13 protein-coding genes and 1 other annotated feature are annotated in these 16,040 nt (G+C 68.3%); of the genes, 11 read left to right on the top strand and 2 right to left on the bottom strand.

What is annotated here, in order from left to right; genetic code table 11:
- Position 1 precedes the first annotated feature (1 nt).
- Positions 2-946 carry a prolyl aminopeptidase gene (pip, locus tag C8K14_RS00700; RefSeq protein ID WP_054131427.1) on the top strand — a complete coding sequence of 315 codons (945 nt, stop codon included), beginning with the start codon at positions 2-4 and terminating at the stop codon, positions 944-946.
- On the opposite strand, the gene C8K14_RS00705 is transcribed toward pip, so the two are convergent.
- Both C8K14_RS00705 and nfsB read right to left on the bottom strand, forming a co-directional pair.
- Positions 934-3,939, bottom strand: coding sequence for a sensor histidine kinase (locus C8K14_RS00705; RefSeq protein WP_107715294.1), 3,006 nt, complete (start codon positions 3,937-3,939; stop codon positions 934-936). The genes pip and C8K14_RS00705 overlap by 13 nt on opposite strands.
- 106 nt (positions 3,940-4,045) lie before the next feature.
- Complete coding sequence (gene nfsB / locus C8K14_RS00710) at positions 4,046-4,765, bottom strand: oxygen-insensitive NAD(P)H nitroreductase (RefSeq protein WP_199223645.1); 720 nt, start codon at positions 4,763-4,765, stop codon at positions 4,046-4,048.
- Positions 4,766-4,898: 133 nt separating this feature from the next.
- Positions 4,899-4,954: a sequence feature (sul1 is cis-regulatory element that is thought to sense ions involved in sulfur or methionine metabolism; They are found in Alphaproteobacteria), on the top strand.
- A 108-nt stretch (positions 4,955-5,062) separates the two neighbouring features.
- On the opposite strand from nfsB, the gene C8K14_RS00715 reads away from it, so the two are divergent.
- The 10 genes from C8K14_RS00715 (at position 5,063) to C8K14_RS00760 (ending at position 16,003) form a co-directional block, all read left to right on the top strand.
- Positions 5,063-6,532 carry a SulP family inorganic anion transporter gene (locus C8K14_RS00715; protein WP_107715296.1) on the top strand — a complete coding sequence of 490 codons (1,470 nt, stop codon included), beginning with the start codon at positions 5,063-5,065 and terminating at the stop codon, positions 6,530-6,532.
- 46 nt (positions 6,533-6,578) lie between these two features.
- Positions 6,579-6,911, top strand: a complete 333-nt coding sequence (locus tag C8K14_RS00720; RefSeq protein WP_107715297.1) for a helix-turn-helix transcriptional regulator — start codon at positions 6,579-6,581, stop codon at positions 6,909-6,911.
- Positions 6,912-6,924: 13 nt separating this feature from the next.
- The gene (arsC, locus tag C8K14_RS00725) at positions 6,925-7,353 is read left to right on the top strand and encodes an arsenate reductase (glutaredoxin) (RefSeq protein ID WP_022677753.1); all 429 of its coding nucleotides are present in this window, start codon (positions 6,925-6,927) and stop codon (positions 7,351-7,353) included.
- A 3-nt stretch (positions 7,354-7,356) separates the two neighbouring features.
- Positions 7,357-8,385 (top strand): ACR3 family arsenite efflux transporter, encoded by a 1,029-nt coding sequence (gene arsB / locus C8K14_RS00730; RefSeq protein WP_107715298.1) that lies wholly within the window; start codon positions 7,357-7,359, stop codon positions 8,383-8,385.
- 102 nt (positions 8,386-8,487) lie between these two features.
- Positions 8,488-10,824 (top strand): TonB-dependent receptor, encoded by a 2,337-nt coding sequence (locus C8K14_RS00735; RefSeq protein WP_233250828.1) that lies wholly within the window; start codon positions 8,488-8,490, stop codon positions 10,822-10,824.
- A 26-nt stretch (positions 10,825-10,850) separates the two neighbouring features.
- Positions 10,851-11,960 carry a phosphotransferase enzyme family protein gene (locus C8K14_RS00740; protein WP_107715299.1) on the top strand — a complete coding sequence of 370 codons (1,110 nt, stop codon included), beginning with the start codon at positions 10,851-10,853 and terminating at the stop codon, positions 11,958-11,960.
- Positions 11,957-12,553: a nicotinamide riboside transporter PnuC gene (pnuC, locus tag C8K14_RS00745; RefSeq protein WP_107715300.1), complete on the top strand. Its 597-nt coding sequence runs from the start codon at positions 11,957-11,959 to the stop codon at positions 12,551-12,553. Before C8K14_RS00740 ends, pnuC begins: the two co-directional genes overlap by 4 nt.
- Positions 12,554-12,627: 74 nt before the next feature.
- A complete protein-coding gene (locus tag C8K14_RS00750) occupies positions 12,628-14,361 on the top strand; it encodes an FAD/NAD(P)-binding protein (protein ID WP_158271841.1) in 1,734 nt (577 codons plus the stop codon).
- A gap of 65 nt (positions 14,362-14,426) precedes the next feature.
- Positions 14,427-15,023, top strand: coding sequence for an RNA polymerase sigma factor (locus tag C8K14_RS00755; protein ID WP_233252663.1), 597 nt, complete (start codon positions 14,427-14,429; stop codon positions 15,021-15,023).
- Entirely contained in the window at positions 15,020-16,003 is a 984-nt protein-coding gene (locus tag C8K14_RS00760; protein WP_107715302.1) for a FecR family protein, read from the top strand. The genes C8K14_RS00755 and C8K14_RS00760 overlap by 4 nt, the downstream gene beginning before the upstream one ends.
- The last annotated feature ends 37 nt before the right edge of the window (positions 16,004-16,040 follow it).

Genomic DNA, 16,040 nt, shown 5'->3' on the forward strand with positions numbered 1-16,040 from the left:
GATGTTGCGCACGCTCTATCCCCCGATCGAACCCTATGAAACCGGCACGCTCGATACCGGCGAGGGGCATGTCATCGCCTATGAACGCTGCGGCACGCCCGGCGCGACGCCGGCGGTGTTCCTGCATGGCGGGCCGGGCGGTGGCATTTCGCCCACCCACCGGCGCCTGTTCGACCCGGCGCGCTATGACGTGCTGCTGTTCGACCAGCGCGGCTGTGGCCGCTCCACTCCCCATGCCGGGCTTGAGGCGAACACCACCTGGCACTTGGTGGCCGATATCGAGCGGCTGCGCGAGATGGTCGGCGCGCAGCAGTGGCTGGTGTTCGGAGGCTCGTGGGGCTCCACCCTCGCGCTCGCCTATGCCCAGGCGCATGTCGACCGCGTCAGCGCCATGGTGCTGCGTGGCATCTATCTGTGTTCCCAGGCAGAGCTGGACTGGTTCTATCAGTTCGGCGTGTCGCAGATGTTTCCCGACAAATATGCCCGCTTTGTCGCGCCGATCCCGCCCGAGGAACGCGGCAACATTTTGGCCGCCTATCACCGCCGCCTGACCACCGGGCCGATGGAAGAGCGCATTGCCGCTGCGCGGGCATGGAGCCTGTACGAGGGCGAGACGATCACCCTGCTGCCCGATGCGGCCAACAGCGCGCAGCACGATGATGGCCATTTCGCCCTGGCCTTTGCCCGGATCGAAACCCACTATTTCACGCATGGCTGCTGGCTGGAGCCAGGCCAGCTGCTCGCCGGGGCAGAGCGGCTGCGCCATATCCCCGCCACGATCGTGCATGGCCGTTATGACATGCCGTGCCCAGCCCACTATGCCTGGGCGCTGCACCAGGCCTGGCCCGAGGCGGAGTTTCACCTGGTCGAAGGGGCGGGCCACGCCTTTTCCGAGCCGGGCATTCTCGATCAGCTGATCCGCGCCACCGATCGCTACGCGCGATAGGCGCGGCGGCCAGGCACCTGCAACTGCACCACCACGCCGCCGGTGGCGCCGTTGCGGATTTCGATCCGCGCGCCCAGCGTGGCGGCGCGTTCACGCATGCCGATCAGGCCGAAGTGGCCCGCCGCATCTTGCGTGGCGCCGGTAAAGCCGACGCCATCGTCGCTGATCCGCAGGGTGAGCATGCGGCGGCCGTGATGCAGCGCGATGGTGATGGTCTGGGCCTGAGCGTGGCGACGGGCATTGGCCACTGCTTCGTGGGCGATCGCCACGCACTCCTCGGCCACGGCGATCGCCACCGTGCGCGGCTTGCCACTGCAGCGCAGCATCACGGGCGGGACATGGCCATCGCTGCATAGCGGCGCCAGCGCGCGCGCCAGATCGACGGCATTGGGCGCCGGGGAGCGCAAGTCGATCACGCGGTCACGCGCGGCGGCAACCACGTCATCGCCGCGTTCGAGTGCGGCATCGAGTTCGGCCCGCGTGGTGCGATCGAGTGCGCCGCGCGCGGCCACCGCCTGGAACCGCAGGATCAGGCCCTGCACCCCTTGCAGCAGGGTATCGTGCAATTCGCGCGCGATGCGCTCGCGCTCGGCGATCTGGCCCTCGCGCTTGGCCTTGGCGCGCGCGATCAGCACGCGGGTGCGCTGGCGATAGAGCGCCTGGGCCACGAACAGCACCAGCGCGGCGACGGCGAGGCGAAACCAGGTGGTCTGCCAGAATGCCGCGCGAATGGTGAAGGTCAGCGCGGCGCCCTGCGGCTGCCAGGCGCCCTCACGGTCGGTGGTCTGCACGTCAAAGCGATAGGTGCCGGGCGCCAGGTTGGCATAGGAGATGTCTTGCGCGGTGCCATTGGCCACCCAGCCATCGTCCAGCCCGCCAAGCCGCACGCGAAAGCGCCGCTGCGCCGGGGTGGCGAGATCGAGCACGCCATAGCGGATGGTCACCTGCGTCGTCCCCACCGGCAGCGCCAGGCCCGGCCGCGCTGGCCATTCGTGGCCATTGGCGCCTAGCGCGCGCACGAACAGCGAAAAGCGGGTTTCGGGCAGGGGATTGGCCCAGGGCAATGCTTCAAGCACGCCTTGGCGGGTGAGGGCAAAGACGCGATCCTGCCCATCGCGCACGATCTGTTCGCCCGAACCGGATTGGGGCAGGGCAATGCGGCGATCGTCATCATCAAACGTGACGTGCGGAATCGGCCGCGTCGGGTTGGCAAAGGCTTGGGTGAGCGCGGCGGTGCTGACCCGCGACAGGCCGTGATAGCCGATCAGCCAGGTCTGGCCAGCGGCGGTGGAAACAACACCGCGCGTATCGAACAGCCAGGGATGATCGCGCGCGTCGAGGATTTGCACACCTTTGTCATCCAGGCGCAGCAGGCCCGTGGTGCCGCCCACCAGCACATCGTCAGCGCGCACGCTCAGCGTGCCGGGCCGCTCGAACCCGATCTTGCTGCCATCCCAGGTGCTGAGCGCGCCATGATCGAGCCGGGCGATGGTGCGCCGATCGAGGATCATGACCAGGCGCCCCTGCCGGTCGAAGGCCAGGCTTTGCGGCTGGCCGAGCCGGGGGTCGAGCGCCACCGGTTCCAGCCGTGCCCCCACCTGGTGCAACAACCCCAGGCCGCTGGGCGAAAGCCACAGCGCGCCACTGGCATCGGCGGCGCAATCCTTCACTTCCAGCACGTGCCGGGGCATGGGAAGCGTCTGGCCACGGTGCGGCCCGGCCACCACCTGGGCATGATCCGGGCTGATCGCCCAGACATCGCCATTGGCGCCCGCGCACAGGCCCATGACCCACGGTGGCACCTGGGCCAGCGGGCGCGGCGCCTGGTCGGGATCGATCTGGTACACCGCCGCATCGTTGGCAAGATAGACGCGGCCACCCTGGGCCGTGGCCAGGAGACCGCTGCCGCCGCGCGGCGCCATATTCGGCAGCACGCGCAGCGGTGAGGGAGAAAACCGGTCAAGCCCGCGCTCTGTCCCCACCCAGACATTGCCATCGCGATCAGCCAGGATCGGAGATGCGCGATCAGAGGTCAGGCCCTGCTCTTCGCCGATCCGCTCCACCGCGCCACTGCGCGGCCAGATCGCCACCAGGCCCGAGATCGCGGTGGTGGCCCAGATCCGCCCGAACGGATCGGCCACGGCGCGATAGAAGTTGGCCGACGGCAGCGCGGTGCCCGGCACGACAAGCCGAGCGGCGGCGCCGCGATCCGGCACGCGGCGCAGACCTTGGGAATCGATGAGATAGAGCGCATCGTCGGGCGTCTGCATCATGGCGCCGCCGCCCGACACGGTGAGCGGCACCGCCGTGGGGTGAAACGGGCCAGGCCCAATCGGCCAGCGGAACGGCTGCCCGCCCCAGGTGACGAACCACATGTCCCCCTGGCGCGAAAGCAGCTGCGGTTCGGCCTCGTTGGTGTCGAACGTGGGGGCGATCATCGCCTGCCAGCCACCGGCGGTGTGGCGATAGACCGCATGCTCGCCATCGCCCACCGCGATCCACGGCTCGCCATCCGGGCCGATCGTGATGCTGGTGATTTCGGCGGCATCGCCGGGGCGGCCAGCATCGTGCAGGCGCCCGTCGCGATAGACCGCCACGCCGCCGCGCCCGGCATAGCCCAGCCAGATGCTGCCATCGGGCGCGGCGGCCAGCGCGCTGACGGCGGTGGCGGCGCGGGGGTGGCCGGGCGGCGGCGGCACCGCTTCGAACGTGGTGCCATCGAAGCGGAACAGCCCTTCGACGCTGCCCACCCACAGGAAGCCGTCGCGGTCTTGCGCCAGGGATTGCACAAAGCGCGGGGCATGATCGCGCGCGGTCCAGCTGCGGTGCTGCCAGGCCGGTGGCGGTGCGGGCTGCTGGGCCGCGTGGGGCTGGACCGTCACTGGCGGGGCGCCCGCGCCGGGCGCCGCCAGGCCTGCCAGGCCGCAGAGCGCGAACAGCACCACGGCGCCGCCGCGCCAGAGGGGAAGAAGTTTGCCTTGCGTGTGTGTCATGCCCGGTCGCCGTCCATCGGCAATCGCGGGCGCTTGCGCAAGGGTGTGTGTAAAAGCCTGCGCGCCGGGGCTTGCCCCAGCGCGCAGGCTTTTACCGCCCGCTCACTCAGACGCGGGTGATGATCGTTTCGATCGGCAGGCGCGACTTGGGCAGGCGGCCGTTGTAATCGGCATCCTTGTCGGCATAGCCCAGCGCGACCACGAACAGGCTGGTGAAGCCCTTGTCCCGCAGGCCGAATTCAGCGTCGAGCAGGCGCGTGTCGATCCCTTCCATCGGCGTGGCATCGATGCCCAGCGCGGCCGCGCCCAGCAGGAACTGCCCGAGGTTGAGATAGACCTGCTTGTCCAGCCAGTGCTGCTGGTCGCGCGTGTCGAACTTGTGGATGCCCGAAAAGGTGATGCGTCCGCCATTGGCGCGCGCCTTCATCCCTTCGGGATCGGCGGCAAAGCGGCCATCGGCCTCTTCCTGGGCGGTAATGCGGGCGATGTGTTCGGCGCTGGCATCGATCAGGCTGGCAAAGACCACCACATGCGAGGCGTCGCGGATGGCCTTGGCATTGAAGGCAAAGCGTTCCTGCGCGGCCTTGGCCACGCGTTCCTTGCCTTCGTCCGTGCCGGCCACGATGAAGTGCCAAGGCTGGAGATTGGTGCTCGACGGGCTGAAGCGCAGCAGGTTTTCCAGCGTTTCCATATCAGCGTCGCTGATGCGGCGCGCGGGGTCATAGGCCTTGGCCGTGTGGCGACGGCGGGCGGTGGCAAGAATGTCGGACAGGGGAAATTCTCCTGGGGCTGGGCAGCCGGGCAGCGGGCGCCCGGCGGGGGTCAGCCCGCGTTATGGGTATTGCCTGCGGCATATTCCATGGCCTTTGGGGCAGGCCCGATCAGATCGGGCCATGATTTTTTCTCTGCACGCAGGGCATTGCCCTGGGCGCCGCGCGGCGATAGGGAGGCGCCAATCGCATGGACCCGGTGCAACCCCGGGTGGCTATTCCGGCCGCCAATCCGCCGGACAATGCTTGTCGCCGGGGCGCTATTCAGCCCTGTGGCCGGCCGTTGGCAGCCCCTGCTGCCCGCCAGATCGGCCGCCTGATCGCCCGTTGCGACCTCCTCGGTTTTTTACAGCATGAACAACAGCAGTTTTGCGCGCTATCGCGCCGAATGGTGGGACAGCGCCACCAGCGCCCGGCGCGACATCCTTGCCGGCATGGTCGGCACCTTTGCGCTTATTCCAGAGGTTATCGCCTTTTCCTTCGTCGCCGGGATCGACCCGGAAGTGGGGCTGTTCGCCTCGTTCGTGATCGGCATCGTCATTGCCTTTGCCGGCGGCCGCCCTGCCATGATTTCGGGTGCGGCAGGCTCTGTCGCGCTGGTTGCAGCAGCGTTGGTGCATGCCCATGGCCTGCACTATCTGCTGGCCGCCACGCTGCTCGCCGGCGTTTTCCAGATCGTGTTCGGGCTGCTCAAGCTCGACGTGCTGATGCGCTTCGTTTCGCGTTCGGTGCGGACAGGCTTTGTCAACGCGCTCGCCATCCTGATCTTTTCGGCGCAGGTGCCGCAGATGCTCGATGTGACGTGGCATACTTATGCCCTCATCGCGGCTGGCCTGGCGATCATCTATCTGGCGCCGCGCATCACCACGGCGATCCCCTCGCCGCTGATCTGCATCGTGGCCTTGACCGCGATCAGCATGGCGTTTCCCATGCCGGTCCACACCGTGGCCGACCTCGGCCGCCTGCCTGCCACTCTGCCCTCGCTGACCTGGCCCGGCGTGCCGATGGCGTGGGAAACGCTGCGCATCGTCATGCCCTATGCCCTGGCGATGGCGGCGGTGGGCCTGCTCGAATCGATGATGACTGCCAGCGTGGTCGATGATCTGACTGAAACATCGAGCAGCAAGGCGCGCGAGTGCACCGGCCTGGGCCTGGCCAATCTTGCCGCCGGGCTGTTTGGCGGCATTGCCGGGTGCGGCATGATCGGCCAGACGGTGGGCAATGTGCGCTATGGTGGCCGCGGGCGGCCGTCCACGCTGGTTGCCGGGGTGTTCCTGCTCGTCGTGATGGTGCCGCTGCGCCCGTGGGTGGCGCAAGTGCCGGTCGCGGCGCTGGTGGCGATCATGATCATGGTGTCGATCAGCACGTTTTCGTGGGGCTCCATCCGCGATCTGGCGCGCCATCCCAAGGTTTCGGGCGTGGTCATGGTCGCCACCGTGCTGGTGACCGTGGCCACCCACGATCTTGCCGCCGGTGTTGCCGTGGGCGTGCTGTTGAGCGGGGTGTTCTTTGCCTTCAAGGTGACGCGGATGATGGAAGTGCGCGACAGCTATGACGCGGCCAGCGATACCCGCACCTATGTCGTGACGGGCCAGGTGTTCTTTGCCAGCGCGGATATCTTTGCCGACCGGTTTGACCTGCGCGATGATGCCAGGCGCGTGCGGATCGACCTGACCGCCAGCCACTTGTGGGACGTCACCGCCGTGGGCGCGCTGGAAGACGTGGTTTCCAAGATGCGCCATCATGGCATCGCGGTGGAACTGATCGGGCTGAACCAGGCCAGCGCCATCCTGGTCGATCGCCTGGCGCCGGCGATTTCCTAGCGCACCGGGACTGGTCAACGCGAAACATATCCATTAATCTGGAAATATGGATAGTCATTCGGCCATAGCGGCGCTGGGTGCCTTGGCGCAGGGCACGCGGCTAGACGTGTTTCGCGTGCTGGTGCGGCACGAGCCGGCCGGGCTGGCGGCGGGCGAAATCGCCCGCCTGCTCGGCGTGCCGCAAAACACCATGTCGGCGCATCTCGGCATCCTCGCCCGCGCCGGGCTGGTGCAGTCAGAACGGCAAGGGCGCACGATCGTCTATCGGGCAGACCTCGATGGCCTGCGCGCCGTGATGCTGTTCCTGGTCACCGATTGCTGCGCGGGCAATGCCGCGCTGTGCGCGCCGCTGGTCGCCGCGCTATCCCCCTGTTGCTGAAAGGATCTGCGGCGTGAGCGTCGACATCGTCATCTACCACAACCCGGAATGCGGCACCTCGCGCAATACGCTGGCGCTGATCCGCAATGCCGGGATCGAGCCGCACGTGGTCGAATACCTCAAGACGCCGCCGGCGCGCGATCTGCTGGCGCAGCTGATCGTCCGCGCCGGCATCACGCCGCGCGAACTGTTGCGTGCAAAGGGCACGCCCTATGCCGAACTGGGCCTCGACAATCCCGCGCTGAATGACAGCGCCCTGATTGATGCGATGATGGCCCATCCCATCCTCATCAACCGCCCGCTGGTAGTCTCGCCGCTGGGGGTCAAGCTGTGCCGCCCGTCCGAAGCGGTGCTGGACCTGCTGCCCCATGCGCAGCTGGGCGCCTTTGCCAAGGAAGATGGCGAGGTTGTGGTCGATGCTGCCGGGCAGCGGGTGATCTGAACCATGGGCACGTTCGAACGCTATCTTTCGCTGTGGGTGGCACTGTGCATCGTGGCAGGCGTGGCGCTGGGCCAGGTCTTGCCCGGGCTGTTTGCCGCGATTGCCGCCGCGCAGCTGGCACAGGTCAACCTGGTGGTGGCAGGGCTGATCTGGTTGATGATCGTGCCGATGCTGCTCAAGATCGATTTCGCGGCGCTCGGCGCAGTGCGCCAGCACTGGAAAGGCGTGGGTGTCACCCTGCTGATCAACTGGGCGGTCAAGCCGTTTTCGATGGCGCTGCTGGGCACGCTGTTCATCGGCTGGCTGTTCGCGCCGCTGCTGCCGGCCGGGCAGGGGCCATCCTATATCGCCGGGCTGATCCTGCTGGCGGCCGCGCCGTGCACGGCGATGGTGTTCGTGTGGTCCAACCTCTGCGATGGGGAGCCGACCTATACGCTGTCGCAAGTGGCGCTCAACGACGTGATCATGGTGTTCCTGTTCGCGCCGCTGGTCGGCCTGCTGCTGGGCGTGGCGGCGGTGCAGGTGCCCTGGGCCACGCTCCTGCTGTCGGTCGTGCTCTATATCGTCGTGCCGGTGATTGCCGCGCAAGTGTTGCGCCGGGCTGTGCTGGCGCGCGGCGGACAGCCGGCGCTCGGCAGGCTGCTGGCCGCGCTTGGCCCGGTTTCGCTGGTCGCGTTGCTGGCCATGCTGGTGCTGCTGTTCGGCTTCCAGGGGCAGGCGATCGTGGCGCAGCCGGTGGTGATCGCGCTGTTGGCCGTGCCGATCCTGATCCAGGTCTATGGCAATGCCGCGCTGGCCTATTGGCTGTCGCGCCGCCTGGGAGTGGCCTGGTGCGTGGCGGCGCCCGCCGCGCTGATCGGTGCGTCAAACTTCTTCGAACTGGCAGTGGCGGCCGCGATTTCCCTGTTCGGACTGCAATCGGGTGCGGCGCTGGCCACGGTGGTGGGCGTGCTGGTGGAAGTGCCGGTGATGCTGTCGATCGTGCACGTGGTAAAGGCCACGCGCGGCTGGTACGAACAGGCGCCGGCCTGAACCCTGCGGCAAACTTGCCCCCCGCCAAAAGGCCATGCTTTCGCCGCCGCGCATAAGGGTGTAGGCGCGCCCCCTTTGCAGGCAGAAGAAAGTATAACAGGGATGATCGGCACGACGCGCAAGCGGGCCATGCGGGGCGCGGCCATGGCGCTGGCGATGATGGCAGGCACGGCCGCCGTGGCCGCCCATGCCGCTGCGGCCAATGATGCTGATACTGGTGACGGCGCCCGCCCGATCCGCGTCATCGGCCATCCCGATCCCGAAGGGCTGCTGCCCGATACCGACGCGCCCAAGGCGGTCAGCACGATCGGCGCGGCGTTCATCGAAAAGCAGGCCGCCACGTTCAACGCGTTCCAGCTGGTCAACATCCTGCCCGGCGCCAATGTCGCCGGCACCGATCCGTTCGGCCTGTCCACCTCGTCCAGCCTTACCCTGCGCGGGTTGGGCCAGGATGCCATCGGCGTGACCATGGAAGGCGCGCCGCAGAACGACATCGGCTATTACTTTGCCTATCCGGCGCAGTTTGCCGATCCTGAGAATGTGGCGCGGGTGGAATTGAGCCAGGGCTCGGCCGATATCGCCGCGCCGGTGATCAATGCCGTGGGCGGGTTGCTGGCCTTGAGCCTGGACGCGCCGCACCGCGATTTCGGGGTCATGGCCGATGCCTCGCTCGGCTCGTTCAACGAACGCCGGGTGTTCGTGCGGGTCGATAGCGGCAACCTGGGCCAGGCGCCGGTGCGCGCGTTCCTGTCCTATTCCAACAACAGCGCCGACAACTGGCGCGGGCCGGGCGTGGACAAGCGCCAGCACATCGACGCCAAGATCGCCGGCGAATGGGGCAATGGCAACACCGCCAGCCTGTCGGTTTCCTATAACGACGCCAGCAATTCCACCTATCTCAGCCCGACGCTGGCCGATTGGCAGGCGCAGGGGCGCGGGTTCAACCTGTCGGCCAGCTATGGCGCGGGCGATCTCAACTATTGGCGGCTCTATCGCCAGCCGTTCCGCAACCTCTATTTCGCAGCGCCGGTGCATCTGGTGCTGGGCACGGGGCTGACGCTCGATACCACCAGCTATCTCCAGTTCGGCTATGGCAACTCGCCCTATGGCGCCTCGCTCGGGCCCGATGGCTATTACCCCGGTACTTATCTGGGCACCCAGGCGCTTGACGCGCCGCTCAAGCTCGCTGGCCTGGAAAATGGCGGCACGGTCAACGTGCTGGGCAACTGGCTGGGCGAACAGATGCGCGCCGGGCAGATCGCGCGGCTGACCCTGGCGCGCGGCGCCCACACGCTGACGGCCGGGCTGTGGATCGACTATGGCAGCGACCGCGTGGTGGAAAGCTTTACCCCGCTGGGCGCCAATGGCGATCCGGTCGATGGCTGGGCGCGCGACGAACACGCCGTGCGCACCGCCGATGGACGGCTGTTCTCGATCGGCGATACCAAGACGATCACCGTGGCCAAGGCGTTCTTCCTGGCCGACAGCGTGGCCCTGTCGCCGCGCGTGACGCTGGACCTGGGCTTCAAGGGAGTGGACCTGCTCCACGCCGGGCGCAACAATCTGCCCGGCAACCAGGGCCGCCTGCATTTCGATAGCTTTGCCGCGCTGCCGCGCGCAGCGCTGCATGTGCGGCTGACCGATCGGCAGCAGGTCTTTGCCAATATTACCACCAACTTCCGCGCGCCCGACGAATACACGCTCTACGATACCTATGATGGCTATGGCGGCATTGCCACCTACGGCACCACCGCGCTGAAGAACGAATATTCGCTGGCGCAGGAGCTGGGCTGGCGCTGGCAGGGGCGCAATCTGTCCGCCTCGGCCACCGGGTTTCACTATGCCTTCCGCAACCGCCTGGTGGCGACGATGGCCAACGTCAACGGCGCAATGGTCAACACCACGCTCAATGCCGGGCGGCAGGAAAGCTGGGGCGTCGACGCCGAAGTCGATTGGCGCCCGCTCGCGGGGATGAGCCTCTATGCCTCGGGCGAGTGGCTGCGCGCGCGGATCAAGGACAACCTGCCGGCGGGCGGCGATTTCCTGCCCACGGCGGGCAAGGTCGCGGTATCGAGCCCGGCCTGGCAGTTTGCGCTGGGCGGCACCTATGACGATACGCGCCTGTTCGGCAGTTTCGCGATGAAATACCTCGGGCCGCAGTTCGCCACGTTCATGAACGACGAGCGCATTCCCGGCTATGCCACGCTCGATCTGTCGATCGGCGTACACCTGGCCGGCTGGCTCGACGGCAAGCGCACCGATCTGCGTCTCAACGCCATCAACATGACCGATCCCCATGTGCTGTCGGGGGTGCAGGCGGTGACGCCGGCCGCGCGCGACACCATCGGCACCGGCGGCACGCTGATCGCGGGCGCGGCGCCCAGCTATTACATCGGCAGCGGGCGGGCCTTCATGGTCACCCTGGCGCGGCAGTTTTGAGCGGGGGCGAACACCGCGTGCATGGCATGGGCACGGCGCTGGAAGCGCCGGCCTGGCCGCCGATTACCCTGGCTGAAGCGGCGCAGGTGCTGGCGCGCCTGCCGCAAGGGGGTGAACTGCGGCGCCTGGACTGGCACAGCCCGCGCCCGTTCTCGGCCGCCGCGCTGGCGCAGGCAGAGCACGGCACGGTGTTCCTCAAGCGGCATCACCGCGCCATGCGCAGCGTGGCGGGCCTGGGCGCTGAGCATGCCTTCATGCGCCACCTGGCCAATCGCGGGCAGCCGGTGCTGCGCCCGCTCGCCGATGCCGCCGGGCACACCGTGCTGCCGGCGGGTGAGTGGGTGTGGGAAGCCCATCCCCTGGCGCCGGGCGACGATCTCTATCGCGATCGGCCCTCGTGGACGCCGTTTCTCAATGACCGCCAGGCCCATGCCGCCGGTGCTGCGCTGGCCCGCCTGCACCGCGCCGCCGCCGATCATGCCGCCCCGGCGCGCCCGGCCGAGCCACTGGTGAGCAGCGCGACGATCCTGGGCAGCGCTGATCCGCAAGCCGCCGCGCGCGCCTATGTCACCGCGCGGCCGGCCTTGGTCGGCTGGGTGGCAGGGCGCGCTTGGCAGGATGAACTGGCCGGCGTGCTGGCGCTGCATGATGCGCCCGGCGTGGCCAGCGCGCTGCGCACCCGGCCCACGCTGTGGACACACAACGACTGGCACCCTTCCAACCTGACCTGGACGAGCGGCGGCACGGTGGCTGCCGTGCTCGATTTCGGGCTGGCAGATCGCGGCTTTGCCCTGCTCGACCTGGCGATCGCGCTGGAGCGCAGCGTGGTGCGCTGGCTGGAACTGGGGGAGGGGACCGCGCCCCTTGCCGAAATGGCGCAGGCCCGCGCGCTTGTGGCGGGCTATGCCCAGGAAGCGCCGCTCGACCAGGCCGATCGCGCGCTGCTGGCGCGGCTCTTGCCCTTGGCGCATGTCGAATTCGCGCTGGCGGAGGTGGACTATTTCGCCGGGCAGGTGCAGCGCCCGGGCGATGCCGCGCTGGCCTGGCAGGGCTATCTCATTGGCCATGCCGCTTGGTTCGCCGGGGCAGAGGGGCAGGCGCTGCTCTCCGCAATTGCGCAAGAGGATCAGGCATGAGCGCGCTGGAACTGGTGGCCGTGGCAGTCAGCTTGCTGGGGATCTGGCTGACCGCGCGGCGGATGATGGTGTGCTGGCCGGTCAACATCCTGGCCTGCGCGCTCTATTTCAAGCTGTTCCTCGATGTGAAGCTCTATGCCGACATGGTGCTGCAGGCGCTGTTCGGCCTGGCCATGATCTATGGCTGGGTGGCCTGGGCGCGCAGCCGGAAGCCGGGCGCACCGGCCGCCGGGGCAAGCGACGCGGTGGACGTGGTGCCGCTGCGCCCGCTGGCGCTGCTGGCCGGGCTGGGCTGGGGCGCGCTGGGCGCGGTGGCGATCGGCTGGTTTACCAGCCATTATACCGACGCGGCGTTGCCGTGGATGGATGCCGCGCTGTCGAGCTTCAGCCTGGTGGCGCAGTTCTGGGCGGCGCGGCGCCACGCGGAAAACTGGCTTTTGTGGATCGCGGCCGATCTCGTCTATGTCGGCATGTTCGTGTTCAAGGGCCTGTGGCTCACCGCCGGGCTCTATGCCGCGCTGGTGGTGCTGGCTGTGCTGGGCTGGCGGCAATGGCGGCGAGGCGCCGTGCCCGGCGAGATGGCAATCTCGTAACCCATGTCAAGGAAAGCACGATTTCGCCGGGCAGGGCGGAACGGATCGGGCGCCCGTGCCGTTCATCGCCTATCATGCAACCCCTGCCTTGCGCGCCGTCGTCATCCGGCCCATTTCCCGCGTCTTCCAGCCTCCCTTCCATCGCCATTGTCGGTGCCGGGCCGACAGCCGTTTATGCGCTGGATGCGTTGCAGCGCCAGGGGCCGGCCTGCCGCGTCACGCTGCTGGAGGCGGGCGGCCAACCGGGGCAGGGCATTCCGTTCAATGCGCGCAACAATGGCGCGCATCTGCTGGCCAATATCGCTGGCTTTGAACTTCCACCGGTGGGTGAAACGCTCAATGCCTGGGCCATGCGGCAAAGCCCCCGCCGCCAGGCCGCGCTGGGCGTCGCGGGCATGGCGCACGATCCGCGCGCGTTTTTCCCACGCATGGCGCTGGGCGCCTATTACGCCGACCAGCTGGGCCGTCTGATGGCCCCCGAGGCCGGCCCCTGCACGGCAGAGTTACATTGCCATGCCGAAGTGCAGGATATCGTCGCCCGCCCCGATGGCGCGCGGGTGATCTGGACGCAGCGGGGCCAGCGGCATGCCGCCGATTTCGACGCGGTGATCGTGGCCAGCGGCTATGGCAAGCCCGACGTAGGCGCGCGGCTGGCCGGGGCGAGCGCCCGCATCGCACGCGGGCGGCGCGTGGCCGTGATTGGCAGTTCGCTCAGCGCGATCGATGCCGCGGTGGAACTGGCCGTGCGCCACGGGCAATTCCACGAGGCGGGCGATGGTACGCTGCGCTATGTCGTAGAGCAGCCCTTTGCCGTAACGTTCCTGTCGCGCCACGGCCTGCTGCCCGAGGCGGATTTCTGGGTGCCGGAACAGGCGCCGCCGCTGCGCCACTGCACGCTGGCTGCGCTGGCCGCCACCGTGCACGGCGCCGATAGCGATCTTGACCGTGCGTTTGCCCTGTTCGCCCGCGAACTGGCCGAGGTTGACCCCGACTATGCCCGCACGATCGACCTGCCGACGTGCGACGCTGACAGCTTTGCCACGCGCCATTTTGCCGCGCGCATGGGCAGCGATCCCTTTGTCCATGCCCGCGCCAACCTGGCCCAGGCGCGCGACAGCCATGCCCGCGCGCAGACGATCGCCTGGCGCCATGCCATCCTGCGCATGCACGAAGCCTTTGCCACGATCGTGCCGGACTTGAGCGACGCTGATCTGGCGCGCTTTTCGCGCGGGCTGAAACGCGTGTTCGTCGATAATTACGCCGCCGTACCGCACCTTTCGGTGGCGCGCCTGCTGGCGCTGCACGAAGCCGGCGTCCTGACCGTGCAGCGCATCGGCCGCGATGCCAGCATGGCGCGCGCGGCCGATGGTGGCTGGACGATCGGCACCCCCGACGCGGTCGAGCGGTTTGACGAAGTGATCGACGCGCGCGGCCAGGCGCCGCTGGGTTTGGAAGACTTTCCCTTTCCCACGCTGCGCCTTCACATCTGCGCGCAGGCCCTGGCCGAAGACCGCCACTGGCATGAAGGCCTGGCGCCGGCGCAAGGCCACGTGCTCGATCCGGAAGATCCGGCGCTGTCGCGCGTGCATGTGCTGTCGCTGCCGTTCCTGCTGCATCGCCACCCGTTCATCCAGGGCTTGACCGAAAGCGCGGCCATGGCCCGCGCCTGCGTGGCGGCACTGGGCCGCCGGGCCGAGGCAAAGCCCCGCTCGCGCGACGATATCCACGCCGCGCTGGCCTGGCTCGATCGCACCGATCCGATCTATCAGGGCACCGACGTGCTGATGGTGGCGCGGCCAACGGCCTGACGCATCGCGAAAATATTTTTGCGCGCGGGATGACGGAAACGCCTGCGCGGTGCATCGATGCAGTGATGCCTGCAATGTCTTCGTTCCTGATCGGCTGGGTCAGCCGCCATGTGCTGCCGCACGAGCGCGCGCTGCGCACGTGGCTGCGCACGGCCTTTCCGGCGATTGACGTCGATGACGTGATCCAGGAATCCTATTGCCGGCTGGCCGGGCTTTCCAGCGTCGATCATATCGATGATCCGCGCCGCTATTTCTTTCGCATCGCGCGCAATATCGTGCTGGAACAGGTGCGCCGCGAACGCGTGGTGCGGATCGAGGCGGCCAGCGGCCTGGCAGTGCTGGAACAGGGGGCGGTGGACGAGGAATGCAGTCCCGAGCGGATCGTGGCCGGGCGCATGGCGCTTGAGCGCGTAGAGCGCCTGATCGATGCGCTGCCCGAACGCAGCCGCCGTATCCTGCGCATGCGCAAGATCGACGGCGTGCCCCAGCGCGAGATCGCCGCGTCGCTGGGCCTGAGCGAGAACGTGGTCGAAAACGAAGTGGCGCGCGGCCTGCGCCGTGTGCTGGATCAGTTGACCGAGGGCGAACGCGCCGAAATGCCCACGCGCCGCAGGCGGCGCCCGCTGTTTGCCCGCCCCGCGCGGCAGGGAGACCGGCCATGATCGACCACGAAGATCCCATCACCAATCCGATCGATGCGCAGGCCTGCCAATGGGCGGCCGCGCTCGATCGCGAACTGGACGCGCAGGAAGCGGCCGCGCTGGACGCCTGGCTGGCGGCCGACCCGCGCCATCGCGGCGCGCTGTTGCGGGCACAGGCGGGCATGGTCCTGCTTGATCGCTGCCGCGCGCTGGGCACGGGGGATGGTAGCGGCGATGATGGTGCTGCTGACGCGGAGGAAGATGTTCCCACCCCTGGTTGGCGCACCACGCGTCGCCAGGCCATGGCGCTGGCCGGGGTTGGCGTGGCCGGCGGCCTGATCGGCGCGGGCGCGCTGGCACTGTGGCCGCAGGGTTCGGGCATCCGCACCCGCATCGGCGAAATGCGCCGTGTGCCGCTGGCCGATGGCTCGATGGCCGTGGTCAACAGCGGCAGCGAATTGAGTGTGTCGTTCACCCGCCGCCGCCGCGACGTGGACCTGGCGCAGGGCGAGGCGTGGTTCCAGGTGGCCAAGGCGCCCGACCGGCCCTTTACCGTCACTGCCGGCCGCGTGCGGGTCCAGGCGGTGGGCACTGCGTTCAACGTCCGCCGCGCTGGCGTTGGCGTGGATGTGGTGGTGACCGAAGGCACGGTGAAAGTGTGGAGCGAAGGCGGCGAGCCGCAACTGGTCAAGGCCGGGCAGCGCGCGCGGCTCGATGATGGCGTGGGCCTGGCGGTCAGCGCGATCGCGCCCGATGCCGCGCAGCAGGAACTGGCCTGGCGCGAAGGGCAGATCGTGCTGGATGATGTGACGCTGGCCCAGGCGGCGCAGCGGTTCAACGCCTATCACGAAGATCGCCTGGAAGTGGACCCGGCACTCGCCGACCGGCGCGTGGTCGGCTCGTTCCAAACCAACGACATGGATGGCTTTGCCCAGGCCTGCGCGGCGATGGTCGGTGGCCGGGTGGAACGCGGCGATGGCGTTATCCGCATCCTGAAATAGATACATTCGAAATTTTTTTGGGACCGAGCCGACGGAA

Source organism: Novosphingobium sp. GV079, from assembly GCF_003058045.1.
Taxonomy (GTDB): domain Bacteria; phylum Pseudomonadota; class Alphaproteobacteria; order Sphingomonadales; family Sphingomonadaceae; genus Novosphingobium; species Novosphingobium capsulatum.

Excerpts from the sequence above, each read along its gene's own strand:
- pip (WP_054131427.1), top strand. The coding sequence starts at position 2 with ATGTTGCGCACGCTCTATCCCCCGATCGAACCCTATGAAACCGGCACG.
- C8K14_RS00705 (WP_107715294.1), bottom strand. The coding sequence starts at position 3,939 with ATGACACACACGCAAGGCAAACTTCTTCCCCTCTGGCGCGGCGGCGCC.
- C8K14_RS00715 (WP_107715296.1), top strand. The coding sequence starts at position 5,063 with ATGAACAACAGCAGTTTTGCGCGCTATCGCGCCGAATGGTGGGACAGC.
- C8K14_RS00720 (WP_107715297.1), top strand. The coding sequence starts at position 6,579 with ATGGATAGTCATTCGGCCATAGCGGCGCTGGGTGCCTTGGCGCAGGGC.
- arsB (WP_107715298.1), top strand. The coding sequence starts at position 7,357 with ATGGGCACGTTCGAACGCTATCTTTCGCTGTGGGTGGCACTGTGCATC.
- C8K14_RS00735 (WP_233250828.1), top strand. The coding sequence starts at position 8,488 with ATGATCGGCACGACGCGCAAGCGGGCCATGCGGGGCGCGGCCATGGCG.
- C8K14_RS00740 (WP_107715299.1), top strand. The coding sequence starts at position 10,851 with ATGGGCACGGCGCTGGAAGCGCCGGCCTGGCCGCCGATTACCCTGGCT.
- pnuC (WP_107715300.1), top strand. The coding sequence starts at position 11,957 with ATGAGCGCGCTGGAACTGGTGGCCGTGGCAGTCAGCTTGCTGGGGATC.
- C8K14_RS00750 (WP_158271841.1), top strand. The coding sequence starts at position 12,628 with ATGCAACCCCTGCCTTGCGCGCCGTCGTCATCCGGCCCATTTCCCGCG.
- C8K14_RS00755 (WP_233252663.1), top strand. The coding sequence starts at position 14,427 with ATGCCTGCAATGTCTTCGTTCCTGATCGGCTGGGTCAGCCGCCATGTG.
- C8K14_RS00760 (WP_107715302.1), top strand. The coding sequence starts at position 15,020 with ATGATCGACCACGAAGATCCCATCACCAATCCGATCGATGCGCAGGCC.